Below are 16523 nucleotides of genomic sequence, written 5' to 3' on the forward strand. Positions count from 1 at the left end.
TAAAGATGAAGAAATTAAAAGTTTTAATTTTTAGTGATTGTTATATTTATGGTGGAAGTGAGAAGTTAGTTTCTTTCTTGTTGAAAAATGAAATTTTAAAGAATAATTTTTGTTTGTTGTATGGTTACAGAAAGCATAAAGAATATGAGATAGGTCTGCGCAATGAGAGAATTTTAGATAGAAATGGGAACTATTCACTAATCTTGCTATCTAACGAATCTTTGTTTCACAAAATTAATCTAACTTCGTTACCCACATTTTTAAAAAATAGTCTAAAAATTCCTTTTTATTTTTTAGAAAGGTTTCGGATTTATTTTTTATGGAATTTAGTAGTATTAATCTTTTTATTGTTAAGAACTAAACCTGACGTGATACATATTAACAATGGAGGTTATCCTGCAGCAAAGAGCTGTAATATTTTAGTTTGGGCAAACTTTTTAAGTTTAAGACGTAAAATAATTTATCAGGTAAATAATCAAGCTAGAGATCGTGAAAATTTTTTAGAAAAATTTTATGATAAATTTATAAATAGGAATGTTAGTTATTTTATTAACGCATCTAATAAAGCTAAAGAAGAATTAATAAAAAAGAGAAATTTTGACGAGAATAAAATTTTAGTAGTTAATAACTGTGTTCCTTTGCCTGAAGTAAATTGCAATAGAGAGCAAATTCTAAAAGACTTAAATATTCCTAATGACAGTTTTTTGATCGTAGAAGTAGCATTTTTATCAGAAAGGAAAGGACAAAGATTTTTAATAAGCGCATTGGCGGACTTATATCAAAAGAAACTTCTGCCAAAGGACAAAGTCTATTGTGTTTTTATAGGTAATGGTGAAGATGAAGCATTATTGAAAAGAAATATTGAAGAATTGAGGCTGGAGTCTAATGTTTTTCTGTTAGGGTATAAAAATAATAGTGAAGATTTTATTTCTGCTAGCGATTTATTCGTATTGCCATCAATAAGAGATGAGGATATGCCTTTAGTTGTATTGTCCGCCTTAGGTTATGGCAAACCAATTTTATCTACAAATTTTGCTGGAATTGCACAAGTAATTGAATCAAATTTTAATGGTGTTTTGATTGAAAATGATAAAAATACATTCATAGAAAGTTTAGCGAATGAAATTCTTCGATTATTTAGTGATCAGGAATTGAGATTGTATTTAGGGAATAATGCCAAAAAAAGTTACATTAATTACAGTCCTGAAAGTTATGGACAGAAATTAAAAAATATTTATGAACAAATCGATGCATGAAGATATAATTTTATTATTAGGAGGTAATGGGTTTATAGGAAGTAATGTAGTAGATTTCATTCTTAAAGATAAGGAATTTTCTTGTTGCAAATTTGTTGTTTTATCAAGACGAATTATTGAAAAACAATTTGATAATATAGAATATGTAACGGGAGATTATTCAGATATAAATTTACTAACTAGTTTATTTTCTAAGTGGAATTTTACAAAAGTTTTTCATTTTGCTACTTCTACAACACCTTTGACATCAGGTAGTAATATTTTGTGTGATATCAATGGAAATTTAATTGCAACTATAGGTCTATTGGATATAATGAAAGATTTTGGTTGTAATTCAATTATGTATTTATCATCAGGGGGGGCAGTATATGGAGAAAAGAATTTAAATAAAATTTCTGAAAATGAAATTTGTGATCCAGTTAGTTCTTATGGAGTTGTAAAATTAACAATTGAAAATTATATCAGATTATATAAAAAACAATATGATATTGATTTTTTAATTTTAAGAGTTTCGAATCCTTTTGGCAAATTCCATACATCTGAAAAGCAAGGTGTTATAAATATAGCAATTAGGAGAGCTTTGAGAGGAGAACCTATTGAAGTATGGGGGGACGGTACTCAATCTAAGGATTATTTGTTTGTTGATGATTTAGTGGAAATTATTTTTCAGCTGATAAAAAATAAAATTGTCAATAAAACTATTAATGTTGGTTCAGGGAAAACTTATCAGTTAAATACAATATTAGGTATTATTAAAAAGTATCTGCCAGATTTGGTAATAAACTATGTTGATTCAAAAAATACAGATGTAAAAGATTTCTGTCTAGATACTTCATTAATGCATTCATTAGTACAACATAATTTTACACAATTTGAAGATGCGATTCAGAAAACAATTTTGTTTGAGAACGAAAAAAATAATTAAAAACTAATTGTAGAATTAGCTTAAATGGAAGAAGTTAGATATAATAAAATCGCGTTAATATTAGTTTTTCTAATAGTCTTTTTCATATTAATGCATCCCCCATTTGTTCTTTCGATTTATGTTCCAACGTATATAAGATTGTCACTTTTTCTTTTTATTGTATTATTTTCTCTTTTTACCATCGTATTTAGAAGATATTTTATAAAAATATATATACCGATACTTTTATTTTTCACTGTTTGTGCATTTTATTGGCTTTTAATAGGTGCTATTTTTGAAGAGATAGTATATACTTTGTTATATGTCCTATTAGCAATTGTACTAATGGTTAGTGTAAGGAGAAATAAAAGCCTCAGAGGATTGGTAATCAAATTTTATTTTATACTAGTTTTAATTCTTTCTATTTTATCAATAATTTCATTTTTAGGGTTCAATTTAGATTTAGTTTCGTATACATTAAAGCCTGTGGGTGAGGGAGATTATGTCTACCAATATTTTCATAATTATTTTTTAGGCTACATAAATCCAAAGGTTTTTGAATCTGGAGTAATCGGAAGAGTTTGTGGATTTTTGTTTGAACCAAGCTATCAAGGTTGGTTTCTTTCTACTAATTTCTTTTTATTATCTAAGTGGATTAAAAATAGATGGTATCTTATTTTGGCTCAGATTATTGTATTTCTTGGAGCCCTAAGTTCTTTTTCAACAATGAGTTGGGTAGTGTTTGCAATTGTTTTTGTGTCTATATTGGGATTTAAGTTCATGTCAATTCTAACTGTTAGAGAGAAGACTGCGAACATTATATATAGCTTAACACTATTTGTTGGAATATTAACACTATTTACAGTGGTAAGTCAAGACAAATTATTCGAAGCATTAGGGCCTTCTTCTTCTGAAGATAGAACAAATAGATTGGATACTTCATCTTTTTTTTTATTTACAGCGTCACCAGTACAATTAATGTTAGGAAGAGGACCAGGTTTTATTGGCAAGAATAGTGATCGTGGAGAGTCAAATCCAATTGTTAAATCATTAGTAGAGAATGGATTAATAGTGACTGTTTTTGTTCTGATATTCATAATATATTGTACTTATAGATCTAAATATTATATGATAGCTAACTTACTATGGCTAAACAGTGTAGTGATTTTATTTACACCATTATTTATTGTAAATGTTTTAGTTTGTAAGTGGTTGGCAGAAATAGAAGATAATTAATTTAAATTCAGAAAAAAATAGTGAATAGTAAAAAAATTGCACGAATTGAGACGTTAGACTGGTTGAGAGGTTTAATGGCATTGTCTATTATGTTTTATCATGTAAGTGGTTGGGAAGGTTTTCGTTTAGAATCTGATACAATACTTGGAAGGCTTGGAATTTATGGTGTTTCTATATTTTTTATTTTATCCGGTTTAAGTATGGCAATAGTATACAATAGTTACATAATTAATTTAAAAACAGCTGTTAAATTTATAATTAGAAGAGTATTTAGAATTTGGCCATTGTTGTGGCTGGTATGTTTTTATCTTTTTTTTCAATCAAGATTGTCAGGAGAGGGTTGTAGTTTACTAGGTCTGATTTTTAATATAACTACTTTATTTGGTTTTATAAAACCATCAGCTTATATGGCTACTGGTTCTTGGTCAATAGGTAACGAAATGGTTTATTATTTCTTAACTCCTGCTATTTTTTCCTGCTATAATTATAGTAAAATTTTAGGAAATTTATTTCTTTTTATGTCATTTATTATAGGTTTTTTCTTTTCTTTCTACTTGCTGAATCAAAATATTAATCTGAGTGGTCAATGGTCACTTTATATAAACCCATTTAATAATTTTTTCTTGTATGTAAGTGGTATTGCCATTTATTATAATTTTAAAAGTATTGAGTGTAATTCAGTGTTGGTTAATTTTTTATTGATAGGTTCGGTAGTAGCTTTTTGTTTTCTTCCTTTTTTTGGAGATCATATTGTATTGGTAACAGGAATAGGTCGAATCTTATTTGTGGCAATTTGTCTTATAATTGTATTTTGTTTTTATAAGATGAAAATTAATTTACCACCATTTGTAGCTAAACCTCTTGAACTACTTGGACTATCAACATATGGAGTTTACATATTACATCCTGTAATATATTCTTTTGTGCTAAATTTTTTGAATGTAAAGAAAGGCTTACTTGTTTTGGTCCCATTATTAACGATTTTTATATCTTTCTTTCTATACAATTATTTTGAACTGAAATTTATAAACATTGGAAAAAGACTAACTTCAAAAAAATAAAAAACTTAAATAAAGTCTAATTATAAAACAAATAACATATTATGAAAGCAGTAATATTATGTGGCGGTTATGGAACTAGAATTCGTGATGTTGCAGATGATATCCCTAAACCTATGATTCCGATTGGAGGAAGACCTATTATATGGCATATTATGAAGACCTATGCATCTTTTGGATATCAAGATTTTATATTATGTATGGGGTATAAAAGTGAAGTAATAAAAGACTTTTTCGTTAATTACGAACTAAGAAGTGCTGATATTAAAATAAAACTAGGCGAAAAAGCTGAGCAAATTATATCAGAAACTAGCCATGATGAAGATGGTTGGGAAATAACTCTCGCAGAAACTGGAATTAAATCAATGACAGGGGCTCGAGTTAAAAAGATTAAAAAATATATTGGAGATGATCCTATGTTTATGCTTACATATGGGGATGGAGTTGGAGATATTGATATAGATGCTTTAGTAGCTTTCCATAAATCTCATGGAAAAATGGTTACTTTAACTGGAGTTAGACCTCCTGGACGTTTTGGAGAATTAGGAATTGCTGAAGACGGATCAACTATTACTGGATTTAATGAAAAACCGCAGGCAAGTGGTGGACGAATAAATGGCGGATATTTTGTGTGCAATAGAGAATTCTTCGATATCTTAAGCGATGACGATGATTTGGTTCTAGAACAGGAACCAATGAAAAAACTTGTTGAATTGGGAGAATTGAAAGTTTTCGAACATGATGGTTTCTGGCAACCAATGGATACTTCAAGAGAGTATTCTTTATTGAATGAACTTTATAATAATAATCAAGCACCTTGGGTAAAATGGGAGAAAAAGTAGTATTTGGAAATGTATATCGTGGAAAGAAAGTTTTAGTAACTGGGAATACAGGATTTAAAGGCTCATGGTTATGTGCGTGGTTGCTTTCATTAGGAGCTGATGTATATGGAATATCCAATGAGATTCCTACTTCTCCTTCAATGTTTGTAGAGCTTGGATTGGAAAATAAAATGAAACATTTTTTTGCTGATATTCGTGATTTAGGCGCTATCGGAAAAATAATCAATGATATTGAACCAGATTTTGTTTTTCATTTAGCAGCGCAGCCAATAGTTTCATTATCATATAGCGAGCCAATTGATACGATTTCTACGAATGTAATGGGGACAGCAAATGTACTAGAAGTATTAAGAAGTTATAAAAAACCTTGTACAGCCATTATAATTACTAGTGATAAATGCTACGATAATGTGGAATGGATATATGGTTATAAAGAAACCGATGCTGTGGGAGGTAAGGATATTTATAGTGGAAGCAAAGGAGCTGCTGAGTTAATTTTCAAATCTTATTATCATTCTTTCTTTAAAAAGGATGAGGGTGTTGTTAAGATTGCTTCTGCTCGTGCCGGAAATGTTATCGGTGGAGGAGATTGGGCTTTAGATCGAATAATTCCCGATTGTATGCGCTCTTGGAGTTTGGGGAAAGTCGTAGAGATTAGAAGCCCAAAAGCAACTCGTCCTTGGCAACACGTTTTAGAGCCTCTTAGCGGTTATTTGCAATTAGGCGAACGTTTATACAATGATCACTCTTTAAATGGTGAAAGTTTTAATTTTGGACCAAAACCAGAATACAATCACACTGTTCAAGAAATTTTAGAAGACATGAGTATACGTTGGCATTTTGAGAATTCTAAAGATGCTTATCAGGTAACAGGAGATATTAAATTTTATGAAGCTGGGCTATTAAAATTAAATTGTGATAAAGCGTTATTTCACTTTCAGTGGAAACCAACATTAGATTATACTACTTTAATTGAATATACTAGTGATTGGTATTATGAGTTTTATAAAAATAAAGGGGATATGTACTCTTATACTCAAGCACAAATAGAGGGGTATGAGAATTTAGCAAAACTTGGAAATATAGCATGGACAAGATAAATGTAGAAGGAGTTTTTTTAACTCCCTTAAAACGTATATATAACCCTAAAGGAGATGTTTTTCATGGAATGAAAAAATCCGATATAGGTTATTCGGGATTTGGAGAAGCTTATTTTTCAACTATACATTTTGAAGATGTAAAGCCATGGAAAAAACATTACGAAATGACTTTGAATTTTGTAGTTCCTTTGGGAGACATTCGTTTTGTAATCTATGATGATAGGGAAGATAGTATTACTAAAGGAGCTTTTTTTGATATAACATTAGGAGAAAATAATTATCAAAGAATCACTATACCTCCAGGAGTTTGGGTTGCATTCGAAGGTGTTGGAAAAAATTATAATCTGCTATTGAATTTGGCTAATATTGAACATGATCCGAATGAAATAGAAAGAAAGGATGATTTATCTGAAATAAGTTATTCATGGTAAAAAAAAAAATTTTTGTTACTGGAGGCAGCGGATATATTGGTGCCCGAATTTGTTTACACTTAGCTAATGCTGGTTACGCAGTGACTGCTCTTTGTCATTCTAAAATTCCTTCAGATAAGGATTGGATAGCAAAAATGGATAAAGTTTTGATCGGAGATATTTCTGATGAAGGATTTTTGAAAAAAATGGCTGATTTTGAGTATGATACATTATTGCATTTAGTTTCATTAGATCATCACCAATCAAATAAAAATCCGGCATATGTCAGTTCAGTAAACATTACTCCAGTTTGGTCTTTGTTAGACGCTTTTTCAAAGAAAGGATTGAAAAAATTCATTTACTTCTCAACTGCACAAGTGTATGGGCAGTTAAAAGATGAATTAGTAAGGGAAGATAAATTGTTATCAAGCCAAAATCCTTATGGATTAACACATCAAATTGGAGAATTAATTTGTGAATATTATAATGCAACATCTAACGTTGATTGTCGCATTGTTAGGTTGACAAATAGTTATGGAGCACCCATTTTTGAAGAAAACAATTGTTGGTGGCTGGTTATTAATGATTTGTGTCGAATGGCGTATAATCGAAAAAAGATTGTTTTACAATCAGATGGATCTCCTTTGCGTGATTTTATCCATGGTTGGGATGTATGCGCTGGTGTTAAACTGATTATAGAAACAGAAGAAAAATATCCTGTCTACAATTTATCATCAGGAAATACAATATCCATATTAGAAATTGCTGAAAAGATAAAAAATGTTTTTGCACAACGATATGGAACCCAATTGCCAATAATAGTGGAATCAGAACAAAAAGCGAACTTAAAAACAAAGCCTTATCAAATAGATAATAGCTTAATTCATAGTATTGGATTTCTGCCTCAATGGTCTCTAGAAGATGGGATTAATGATCTTTTTGACTATTTGCAAAAAGAAAACTAGATTAACTTTTATATATATGTTAGAAACAAATAATTATTTATTTTCTGTTGTAATACCAACCTACAATAGAAAAGTAGATTTAGAAAGATGTCTTAATTCATTGTTGGAACAGACCTTTAAAAATTTTGAGGTGATAATTTGTGACAATGCATCTACAGACGATACTAAAGAGTTAATAGAGAAGTATAAAGCACTTTTGAATTTAAATTATATAATTTTACCCGAAAATTCTGGCGGGCCTGCAAGGCCAAGAAATACGGGGATAATGAATGCAAAAGGAGATTGGATTTGTTTTTTGGATTCAGATGATTGGTATGCACATAATAAGCTAGAGTATATTTCTAATTTAGATTTAGAAAATATAGATTTTGTTTACCATAAACTTGTAGCTATAGACAGAAAAGGGAGGCAAGGAACAATGTATACAAGACAGATAAATAATGATGAGCCTTTAATAGATTTTTTAACACGTTTTAACCCAATATTGACATCTTCAACCTGTATTAGAAAAAGTGTTTTTACCGAAAATAAATTATTGTTTTCAGAAGATAAAAAGATTGTCGGTGTTGAAGACTTTGATTTATGGATTAGAATGGGGCTTGTAGGTACAAAGTTTAAATTAATTGATAAAGATTTAGGTTTTTATAATAAGGAAAGTACAGATAGTTTATCTTATGTGGATGAACGTCAAATTTCTAGATTGAATGAGGTTTATTCTTCATACATGGAATTGCTTTCAAAAAATCAACAAAAAAAATCCGTAGCAGCTCTTAGTTATCAAAAAGGTGTATTGCTATTAGGTAATAAGAATAAAAAAGCAAGTCTTAAAAACTTTGTCATTGCATTAAAAAGTGGTGTTACTTATATAAAATTTAGAGCTCTATTTAGAATTCTTAAATTAAATCCTCTCGAATTGATAAAAACTTAAAAATTATTAAGTGATTTTAATTCTTATAATTAATAAATATAGCCCCAAAAAAATATAGTAAATGGCAAAGAAAATTTTGCATATTTCCGAAAGAGGTGAAGGTGGTGGTGGTGAATCTGTTTTTAGAGAGACAGTAGTTTTATTTCAAGAATTAGATTTGATAAATACTCATTATACTGCTTGTAAACAATCAAATAAATTACCATTCAAAGTAGATTTTGACTTTAAGGAAAAGGAGCAGTTGGCAGATTTTATTTACTCTTTTTCAAACAAAAGAAAAATGGATTTAATGCTGAAAGAAATTGAACCGGATATAATTCATTTACATCACTATGGAAATTTATCTCCTTCTATTTTACATTCTTTACATAACTATAAAAAACGGAGAGATAACATAAGAATAATACAAACCGTCCATACTTTTCAGTACTCATGTTCTCATCAGGCTGCTTATGATTACAATAAAACAAAAAGGTGTTTGGACTGTGCAAGTGTTCATTTTAAAACTAAAATATTTTATAGAAAATGTAGTAGAGCAGGTTTTGTTCATTCAATAGCTAAAGGATTCAATAGTTTAATAACGCATTATTACTATAAGAAAGAGATCATTGATACGATAGTTGTTCCATCAAATTTTATAAAAGAAGCGATCCTTTTAAATAAATTTTATAGTGATAAAAAAATAGTTGAAATTAATAATCCAATTTTTGAAAATTTAGAAAAAAAGGTGAAATTTCATAAAGAAAACAATATAGTTTATTTCGGCAGATTATCAGAGGAGAAAAATATAAAGTTATTGATTACTGCTTTTTCTCTTTTTGCTTCCAAAGATATAGAGAACTATAAGCTATTAATCATAGGAGATGGTTCAGAAAAAAAGGAACTTCAACAATATGTGAATGAAAAAAAGATTTTAGATAAGGTGATTTTTTTTCCATTCATGACACAAAGAGAACTTGCTAAATACTTGGAAACTTCAAAAATCTCAATTATGACTTCAAAGTGTTTTGAAAATGCACCAATGATGATGATAGAGTCATTTAATTATAATATTATACCTATTGCTGCGAATCACGGAGGAATGAGAGAGATGGTCTTAAAATTGAATTTTGGTTTGTTATTTGAAAGTGAAGATGAGTATTCTTTAGTTGATCAAATTACTAAAGCAGTCAATGATTATGAAAAATTAATTAACGAAAAACCAAAATTGGAAGCCAAAATTCGGGATTTGTTTTCAAAATCAAAATATTTTACGGAATTAAGCAACTTATATTCTTACAGATAAATTATGTTACAAAATTTTTCAGTTTTGATGTCTGTTTACATTAAAGAGAACTCAAATTGTTTAAGACAATCTTTAGAGTCTATTATAAAACAAACATTATTACCTAATGAAATAATTATAGTTAAGGACGGGCCGTTGACCATTGAATTAGATGATGTAATTAATGAGTACTGTGGTAAATATCCAATGTTATTTTTAGTAATTGAATTGCCTCAAAATAAAGGTTTAGCATATGCTTTAAATGAAGGTATGAAACATGTTACAAATGATATTATTGCGAGAATGGATTCTGATGATATTTGTATAGCTGAAAGGTTTGAAATTCAAATTAAATATTTGATAAATAATAATTTGGATATAGTTGGAGGGCAAATAATTGAGTTTTCATCAGATATAGAAAATGTAGTTTCAATTAGAAAGGTTCCATTATCTCATAATGAAATAGTTCAATTCATGAAATTTAGAAGCCCTTTTTCTCATCCAACAATTGTTTTTAGGAAAAACTTGTTTGAGTATCTAAAAGGTTATGATGCAACAATATTTCCAGAAGATTATGATTTCTTTGTCCGAGCTTATTTGACAGGATTTAAATTTGGTAATGTGAAAGAAAATGTCTTATATTTTAGACTTGGAGAAAATTTGTCTGAAGCAATAAAAAGAAGATGGGGAAGAAAATATGCAATGAATGAAATGAAATTGTATAGAAAATTCTTAAGATTGGGTTTTTTTAGCCCTCTAGATTTTTTAAAAGTTTTGATCTTTAAAATTCCTTTGCGAATTTTGCCCTTTAGTCTGTATAGTTATATCTATTTTAAATTTTCTAGGTAATGAAAAAAATTTTAATTACTGGTGCAACAGGATTTGTGGGAACAAATCTTAAAGAATCTCTAAATGAAAATGAAATAGAAACCTTAAACATTCGGTATGTTCCAAACCAAAAAATAGAGATAAAAGCAGATGTTGTTATCCATCTTGCAGGAAAAGCTCACGATTTAAAAAAAGTGTCCAGAGCTAATGATTATGAGGAGGCAAATTTTGAATTAACTAAACAAGTATTTGATGCTTTTTTACAATCCAGTGCTTCAACATTTATTTTTATGAGTACAGTAAAAGCTGTAGCGGATAAAGTTGAAGGTATTTTAGTAGAGAACATTATTCCAAACCCTAAAACGCATTATGGAATTACAAAAAGAAAAGCAGAAGAATATATACTAAACACGCAAATATTTGAAGGAAAAAGATTTTATATATTACGACCATGTATGATTCATGGTCCAAACAATAAAGGAAATCTTAATTTACTTTATAAAGTAGTTAATAAAGGATTGCCTTGGCCTTTGGCAGCGTTTAAAAATGAAAGATCATTTTTAAGCATTAACAATCTCTGTTTTGTAATTAATGAAATTATTAAAAATGAATTTATAGAATCAGGTATTTATAATCTTGCCGATGATGAATTTTTGTCAACAAATGAGCTGGTAAAAATTATAGCTTCTGTATCGAACAAGAAGAATCTTTCTCTTGCAATACCTAAAGGTTTTATAAATAATATTGCTAAAATGGGTGACTTAATTAAATTCCCATTAAACTCTGAAACAATTCAAAAGCTAACCGAAAATTATAGAGTTTCAAATCAAAAAATCAAAAATGCAATTGGAATTGAAAAATTGCCTCATTCTGCAAAAGAAGGATTGGAAAGAACAATAAAAAGTTTTATAAAACAATGCAATACATAATATTAGGTTTAATTTTAATGATCTTAATGCTTCTTTATTTTAAAGTTGCAGATCGTTTTAATATTATAGACAAACCAAACCAAAGGAGTTCACATACCGAAATAACTTTACGCGGAGGAGGAATTATTTTTTGGTTCTCAGCTTTATTATATTTTGTGCAAAATATTGAAAGCAATTTTTTTTTCTTTGCAGGAATTACCTTAGTAAGTTTGGTGAGCTTTTGGGATGATATTCAGAGTTTGTCAAACAAAGTACGTATTTCTATTCATTTTCTGGCAATAACTCTGGTGTTTTATGATTTAGACCTGTTCACCTCTATGCCGATTTGGTGGATATTCATTAGCTATGTTTTAGCTATAGGGCTTATCAATGCCTATAATTTTATGGACGGAATAAATGGCATAACAGGATTGTATACTTTGGTTGTTTTGGGATCATTACTTTATGTAAATACAAAAGTTCAGCTTTTTACAGACGGTACTTTTGTAAAATATGGTATGATCGCCAGCTTAGTTTTTCTATTTTTTAATTATAGAAAAAAAGCGAAATGCTTTGCAGGTGATGTAGGAAGTATTGCAATTGCATTTTGGGTTATTTATTTAGTTTTAAAATTAATTCTTATGACTAATTCTTTAATCTGGCTTTTATTTTTAGCTGTATATGGAGTTGATGCTGTTTGTACTATTTTACATCGCTTATATTTGAAACAAAATATCTTTGAAGCACATCGTTTACATTTTTACCAAATTCTGAGTAACGAATATAAAATACAGCATAGATTAGTATCACTTTATTATGGGGTGGTACAAATTGTAGTTTCTATTTTAGTAATATTGCTTTATCAAAAAATAAACGATTATATATTATTTGCTATTATAATTATTCCACTGCTTTTGATGTATTCAATAAAGTTTTATTTAATTAATAAAAGCAATTTAAGATTAACTGTATGAATCCACAAATAATTCAGGGAGGAAACTTTTCAGACCATCGAGGAACTATTTCATATGTAAATGACTTTACTTTTGAAGACATAGAACGATTTTATATCATAAGTAATTCTGAAGAAAATCCAATTCGAGCCTGGCAGGGACATAAACTGGATGCAAAGAATTTTTATTGTGTAAGCGGTTCTTTTAAAATTCATTATGTAAAAATTGACAATTGGGAAATTCCGTCAAAGGATTTACTTATCGAAACTATTGCAGTTTCTGAATTTGATAGTAAGGTTGTTCACATTCCTGCAGGTTTTGCTAATGCGATAGAATCTCTCGAAAAAAACTCAAAACTGATATCTTTTTCAACGTTGCCATTAGTAAACGTAAAAGAAGATGAAGCTCGATATCCTTCTGATTATTGGAATTTAAATGAGTAGAATTTATTTGTCATTGTCAGAACAAAATGGCTCTGAAATTGAATACATAAATAAAGCATTACAGTCTAATTGGATTACTTCTGGCGGGCCTAATGTAAATGATTTTGAAATTGAGCTTGAGAATTATTTTGGAAAGGATTCGTTTGTAACAGCTTTGAATTCTGGAACATCCGCAATACACTTAGCTCTTATTATATTAGGAGTAAAAGCAGGTGATGAAGTAATTTGTCAAAGCCTCACATTTTCGGCATCGGCAAATCCTATTTTGTATCAGGGAGCAACACCAGTTTTTGTTGACAGCGAATCTGAAACGTGGAACATATGTCCTAATTATTTGGAAGCGGCAATAAAAGACAGAATAAAAAAAGGCAGAAAACCGAAGGCAATAATAGCAGTTCATTTATACGGAATGCCATATAAAGTAGATGAAATTCATGCTATAGCAGATCGATATGAAATTCCGATTATTGAAGATAGTGCAGAAGCTCTAGGAAGTAACTATAAAGGGAAGAAATGTGGTACATTTGGCGCATTTGGAATATTTTCGTTTAACGGTAATAAAATAATCACAGCATCAAGTGGAGGTGCTTTAGTTTCCAATTCAAAAGAGTTAAAAGAAAAAGCAATTTTTTACGCTACACAATCAAAAGATAATGCAATTCATTATCAACATAGTGAAATTGGATATAACTACAGAATGAGTAATATTTGTGCAGGTGTTGGATTAGGACAAATGAAAACTCTCAAAGAGAAAATTGAGTTGAGAAGAAATAATCATTTGTTTTATCAAGAATTTTTTTTAGATGTTGAAGAGGCTGAACTTTTTGAGGAAAAAAATGGAAATTATTTTTCAAATTATTGGTTAAATACGATTTTGTTAAAATCAAATAAAGAAAAAAACGATCTATCAGAAGCTTTTGAAAATGCAAACATCGAGACAAGACCTATTTGGAAACCAATGCATATACAGCCAATTTTTGAAAGATATCCTTATTATGGAGGTAAATTGTCAGAAAAATTGTTTGAAAATGGTCTTTGTTTACCATCTGGATCCAATCTTACAGCGCATGATAAAAAGAAAATTGAAAACACACTAAGAACTTTTTTTAATAAAAGATAAGATTATTTTTTTTAAATGAATATAGAACAAACAAATATTAAAGATTTAGTAATTATCGAGCCGGCACTTTTTAGCGATGAAAGAGGTTATTTTTTTGAATCATACAGTAAAGTGAAATTTGAAAATTTTGGTATTAATATTGATTTTGTTCAGGATAATCAATCATTTTCAAAATATGGTACTTTGAGAGGCCTTCATTATCAAAATCCTCCTTTTGCTCAAACAAAATTAGTACGTGTTTTAGAAGGTGAAATTATAGATGTGGCTGTTGATTTAAGAAAAGATTCAGCTACTTACGGTAAATCATTCAGCATTTTATTATCAGCCGAAAACAAGAAACAGTTAATAGTTCCAAAAGGGTTTGCGCATGGTTTTTCTGTTATAAGCGAAACAGCATCTGTAATGTATAAATGTGATCAATTTTATAATAAAGCTTCAGAAGGAGGAATTAAATATGATGATCCATCGTTAAATATTGATTGGGGAATGGACCTGAAGGACGCGATTGTTTCCGAAAAAGATCAGATTCTGCCTTTTATAGAAAATTGTAATAGTTTATTTTAATGAAAACAATTCTAGTAACTGGCGCAACAGGACAATTAGGCTCTGAATTAGCTGAACTGGCTGTAAAATACACAAAGTACAAATGGCTCTTTGCAGATAGAACACAAATTACGTTAGATGATTTAGATTTACTCAGCACTCAGCTTAATAAGATTCAGCCTGATATAATTTTTAACTGTGGGGCTTATACCGCAGTTGATAAAGCAGAAATTGAAAAGGATCAGGCCTTTAAAATTAATCATTTAGCTGTCGGAAAAATAGCAGTATATGCTTCAAAAAATAATGCAAAACTGATCCATATTTCGACAGATTATGTTTTTGACGGATCTTCCTCAATTGCATTAGACGAGAAAGCAGAAACAAATCCAATAAATGTGTATGGTGAAAGTAAGTTAGCCGGCGAAATTGCATGCATTAAACAAAACCCGAACTCCATTATAATTAGAACTTCATGGGTATATAGTAAGTTTGGGCATAATTTTGTGAAAACTATGCAGAGATTAATGCAGGAAAGAGATGAGATTAATGTTGTAAATGATCAGATTGGATCTCCAACTTATGCAGCTGATTTAGCAGAAGCAATGATAAAAATACTCGAATCTCCACAATGGATTTCCGGAATTTACAATTTTTCAAATGAAGGAGAAATAAGCTGGTACGAATTTGCGTTAGCAATAAAAGAATTAGGGAAATATAGATGTAATATAAATGGTATTCCATCTTCATCTTATCCAACTCCGGCTAAAAGACCTGAATTTTCATTGTTAGATAAGGACAAAATTAAAACAGTCTATAATCTATATATACCAGAATATAGAGAAAGTTTAAAGAAAATGTTTATATAATTTTATAAGATTTATGAAAGGAATTATTTTAGCGGGAGGTTCCGGTACACGTTTGCATCCATTAACATTGGCAATGAGTAAACAAATGATGCCGGTTTATGATAAGCCAATGATTTATTATCCGTTGTCGACTTTGATGATGTCAGGAATAAATGAAATATTAATTATATCAACTCCCCACGATTTGCCTAATTTTAAAAAATTATTAGGAGATGGTTCTAGTCTGGGGTGTAAATTCAGTTATGCAGAACAGCCTGTTCCTAACGGTCTTGCCCAAGCTTTTGTAATAGGAGAAGAATTCATTGGAAATGATGATGTAGCTTTAATTTTAGGAGACAATATATTTTTTGGTTCCAATATGCAGGAATTGCTAAAATCGAACACTAAACCAAAAGGTGGAGTTGTCTTTGCTTATCATGTTTCTGATCCTGAACGTTATGGAGTAGTAGAATTTGATAACAATCATAATGCAATTTCTATTGAGGAAAAGCCAGAAAACCCAAAATCTAACTTTGCAGTGCCAGGACTATATTTTTATGATAATTCTGTAGTTGAAATTGCAAAGAATATTAAACCAAGCGCAAGAGGAGAATATGAGATAACTGATGTAAATAAAGTATACTTAGAAAAACAATCCCTAAAAGTTGGAATATTAAGCCGTGGTACGGCGTGGCTTGATACAGGTACATTTAATAGTTTGATGCAGGCAGGGCAATTTGTGCAGGTTCTTGAAGAAAGACAAGGATTAAAAGTAGGCTGTATAGAAGAAGTAGCATGGAGACAAGGGTTTATAGATGATAAACAATTGGAGAATTTGGCACTGCCATTAGTTAAATCAGGTTATGGCTCCTATTTGATAGATTTTTTAAAACAAAAGAAAAACAATTCGAAAGTTTAAT

The 16523-nt window shown here is 29.6% G+C and carries 18 protein-coding genes; all 18 read left to right on the forward strand.

What is annotated here, in order from left to right; genetic code table 11:
- Window positions 1-5: 5 nt before the first annotated feature.
- The 18 genes from OZP11_RS17835 (at window position 6) to rfbA (ending at window position 16522) form a co-directional block, all read left to right on the forward strand.
- Window positions 6-1256, forward strand: coding sequence for a glycosyltransferase family 4 protein (locus OZP11_RS17835; protein ID WP_281231869.1), 1251 nt, complete (start codon window positions 6-8; stop codon window positions 1254-1256).
- Window positions 1237-2181: an NAD-dependent epimerase/dehydratase family protein gene (locus tag OZP11_RS17840; RefSeq protein WP_281231870.1), complete on the forward strand. Its 945-nt coding sequence runs from the start codon at window positions 1237-1239 to the stop codon at window positions 2179-2181. The genes OZP11_RS17835 and OZP11_RS17840 overlap by 20 nt, the downstream gene beginning before the upstream one ends.
- A 24-nt stretch (window positions 2182-2205) precedes the next feature.
- On the forward strand, window positions 2206-3396 hold the full coding sequence (locus OZP11_RS17845; RefSeq protein WP_281231871.1) for a hypothetical protein: 1191 nt from the start codon (window positions 2206-2208) through the stop codon (window positions 3394-3396).
- Between the two features lie 20 nt (window positions 3397-3416).
- On the forward strand, window positions 3417-4457 hold the full coding sequence (locus OZP11_RS17850; RefSeq protein ID WP_281231872.1) for an acyltransferase family protein: 1041 nt from the start codon (window positions 3417-3419) through the stop codon (window positions 4455-4457).
- A 41-nt stretch (window positions 4458-4498) separates the two neighbouring features.
- Window positions 4499-5296, forward strand: coding sequence for a glucose-1-phosphate cytidylyltransferase (rfbF, locus tag OZP11_RS17855; RefSeq protein WP_281231873.1), 798 nt, complete (start codon window positions 4499-4501; stop codon window positions 5294-5296).
- Entirely contained in the window at window positions 5281-6396 is a 1116-nt protein-coding gene (gene rfbG / locus OZP11_RS17860) for a CDP-glucose 4,6-dehydratase (protein ID WP_281231874.1), read from the forward strand. The genes rfbF and rfbG overlap by 16 nt, the downstream gene beginning before the upstream one ends.
- On the forward strand, window positions 6384-6827 hold the full coding sequence (locus OZP11_RS17865; RefSeq protein WP_281231875.1) for a dTDP-4-dehydrorhamnose 3,5-epimerase: 444 nt from the start codon (window positions 6384-6386) through the stop codon (window positions 6825-6827). The genes rfbG and OZP11_RS17865 overlap by 13 nt, the downstream gene beginning before the upstream one ends.
- Window positions 6821-7771 (forward strand): NAD-dependent epimerase/dehydratase family protein, encoded by a 951-nt coding sequence (locus tag OZP11_RS17870; RefSeq protein ID WP_281231876.1) that lies wholly within the window; start codon window positions 6821-6823, stop codon window positions 7769-7771. Before OZP11_RS17865 ends, OZP11_RS17870 begins: the two co-directional genes overlap by 7 nt.
- A gap of 16 nt (window positions 7772-7787) precedes the next feature.
- Window positions 7788-8699, forward strand: coding sequence for a glycosyltransferase (locus tag OZP11_RS17875; RefSeq protein WP_281231877.1), 912 nt, complete (start codon window positions 7788-7790; stop codon window positions 8697-8699).
- A gap of 61 nt (window positions 8700-8760) precedes the next feature.
- Window positions 8761-9984 (forward strand): glycosyltransferase family 4 protein, encoded by a 1224-nt coding sequence (locus OZP11_RS17880; RefSeq protein ID WP_281231878.1) that lies wholly within the window; start codon window positions 8761-8763, stop codon window positions 9982-9984.
- Between the two features lie 3 nt (window positions 9985-9987).
- Window positions 9988-10812, forward strand: a complete 825-nt coding sequence (locus OZP11_RS17885; protein ID WP_281231879.1) for a glycosyltransferase — start codon at window positions 9988-9990, stop codon at window positions 10810-10812.
- The gene (locus OZP11_RS17890) at window positions 10812-11720 is read left to right on the forward strand and encodes an NAD-dependent epimerase/dehydratase family protein (RefSeq protein ID WP_281231880.1); all 909 of its coding nucleotides are present in this window, start codon (window positions 10812-10814) and stop codon (window positions 11718-11720) included. Before OZP11_RS17885 ends, OZP11_RS17890 begins: the two co-directional genes overlap by 1 nt.
- Window positions 11708-12673, forward strand: a complete 966-nt coding sequence (locus tag OZP11_RS17895; RefSeq protein WP_281231881.1) for an MraY family glycosyltransferase — start codon at window positions 11708-11710, stop codon at window positions 12671-12673. Before OZP11_RS17890 ends, OZP11_RS17895 begins: the two co-directional genes overlap by 13 nt.
- Complete coding sequence (locus tag OZP11_RS17900; RefSeq protein WP_281231882.1) at window positions 12670-13095, forward strand: cupin domain-containing protein; 426 nt, start codon at window positions 12670-12672, stop codon at window positions 13093-13095. The genes OZP11_RS17895 and OZP11_RS17900 overlap by 4 nt, the downstream gene beginning before the upstream one ends.
- Window positions 13088-14215 (forward strand): DegT/DnrJ/EryC1/StrS family aminotransferase, encoded by a 1128-nt coding sequence (locus OZP11_RS17905; RefSeq protein ID WP_281231883.1) that lies wholly within the window; start codon window positions 13088-13090, stop codon window positions 14213-14215. Before OZP11_RS17900 ends, OZP11_RS17905 begins: the two co-directional genes overlap by 8 nt.
- A 15-nt stretch (window positions 14216-14230) precedes the next feature.
- Window positions 14231-14779, forward strand: a complete 549-nt coding sequence (gene rfbC, locus OZP11_RS17910) for a dTDP-4-dehydrorhamnose 3,5-epimerase (protein WP_281231884.1) — start codon at window positions 14231-14233, stop codon at window positions 14777-14779.
- Window positions 14779-15624, forward strand: coding sequence for a dTDP-4-dehydrorhamnose reductase (rfbD, locus tag OZP11_RS17915; protein ID WP_281231885.1), 846 nt, complete (start codon window positions 14779-14781; stop codon window positions 15622-15624). Before rfbC ends, rfbD begins: the two co-directional genes overlap by 1 nt.
- Window positions 15625-15637: 13 nt before the next feature.
- On the forward strand, window positions 15638-16522 hold the full coding sequence (gene rfbA, locus OZP11_RS17920; protein ID WP_281231886.1) for a glucose-1-phosphate thymidylyltransferase RfbA: 885 nt from the start codon (window positions 15638-15640) through the stop codon (window positions 16520-16522).
- Window position 16523: the final 1 nt, after the last annotated feature.

The organism is Flavobacterium gelatinilyticum (assembly GCF_027111295.1).
Taxonomy (GTDB): domain Bacteria; phylum Bacteroidota; class Bacteroidia; order Flavobacteriales; family Flavobacteriaceae; genus Flavobacterium; species Flavobacterium gelatinilyticum.

What these genes read in the sequence shown, in the direction of transcription:
- OZP11_RS17840 (WP_281231870.1), top strand. Translation starts at nt 1,237, where the DNA reads ATGAACAAATCGATGCATGAAGATATAATTTTATTATTAGGAGGTAAT.
- OZP11_RS17885 (WP_281231879.1), top strand. Translation starts at nt 9,988, where the DNA reads ATGTTACAAAATTTTTCAGTTTTGATGTCTGTTTACATTAAAGAGAAC.
- OZP11_RS17870 (WP_281231876.1), top strand. Translation starts at nt 6,821, where the DNA reads ATGGTAAAAAAAAAAATTTTTGTTACTGGAGGCAGCGGATATATTGGT.
- rfbG (WP_281231874.1), top strand. Translation starts at nt 5,281, where the DNA reads ATGGGAGAAAAAGTAGTATTTGGAAATGTATATCGTGGAAAGAAAGTT.
- OZP11_RS17880 (WP_281231878.1), top strand. Translation starts at nt 8,761, where the DNA reads ATGGCAAAGAAAATTTTGCATATTTCCGAAAGAGGTGAAGGTGGTGGT.
- OZP11_RS17900 (WP_281231882.1), top strand. Translation starts at nt 12,670, where the DNA reads ATGAATCCACAAATAATTCAGGGAGGAAACTTTTCAGACCATCGAGGA.
- OZP11_RS17890 (WP_281231880.1), top strand. Translation starts at nt 10,812, where the DNA reads ATGAAAAAAATTTTAATTACTGGTGCAACAGGATTTGTGGGAACAAAT.
- OZP11_RS17875 (WP_281231877.1), top strand. Translation starts at nt 7,788, where the DNA reads ATGTTAGAAACAAATAATTATTTATTTTCTGTTGTAATACCAACCTAC.
- OZP11_RS17905 (WP_281231883.1), top strand. Translation starts at nt 13,088, where the DNA reads ATGAGTAGAATTTATTTGTCATTGTCAGAACAAAATGGCTCTGAAATT.
- OZP11_RS17835 (WP_281231869.1), top strand. Translation starts at nt 6, where the DNA reads ATGAAGAAATTAAAAGTTTTAATTTTTAGTGATTGTTATATTTATGGT.
- rfbA (WP_281231886.1), top strand. Translation starts at nt 15,638, where the DNA reads ATGAAAGGAATTATTTTAGCGGGAGGTTCCGGTACACGTTTGCATCCA.
- rfbF (WP_281231873.1), top strand. Translation starts at nt 4,499, where the DNA reads ATGAAAGCAGTAATATTATGTGGCGGTTATGGAACTAGAATTCGTGAT.
- rfbD (WP_281231885.1), top strand. Translation starts at nt 14,779, where the DNA reads ATGAAAACAATTCTAGTAACTGGCGCAACAGGACAATTAGGCTCTGAA.
- rfbC (WP_281231884.1), top strand. Translation starts at nt 14,231, where the DNA reads ATGAATATAGAACAAACAAATATTAAAGATTTAGTAATTATCGAGCCG.
- OZP11_RS17895 (WP_281231881.1), top strand. Translation starts at nt 11,708, where the DNA reads ATGCAATACATAATATTAGGTTTAATTTTAATGATCTTAATGCTTCTT.
- OZP11_RS17865 (WP_281231875.1), top strand. Translation starts at nt 6,384, where the DNA reads ATGGACAAGATAAATGTAGAAGGAGTTTTTTTAACTCCCTTAAAACGT.
- OZP11_RS17845 (WP_281231871.1), top strand. Translation starts at nt 2,206, where the DNA reads ATGGAAGAAGTTAGATATAATAAAATCGCGTTAATATTAGTTTTTCTA.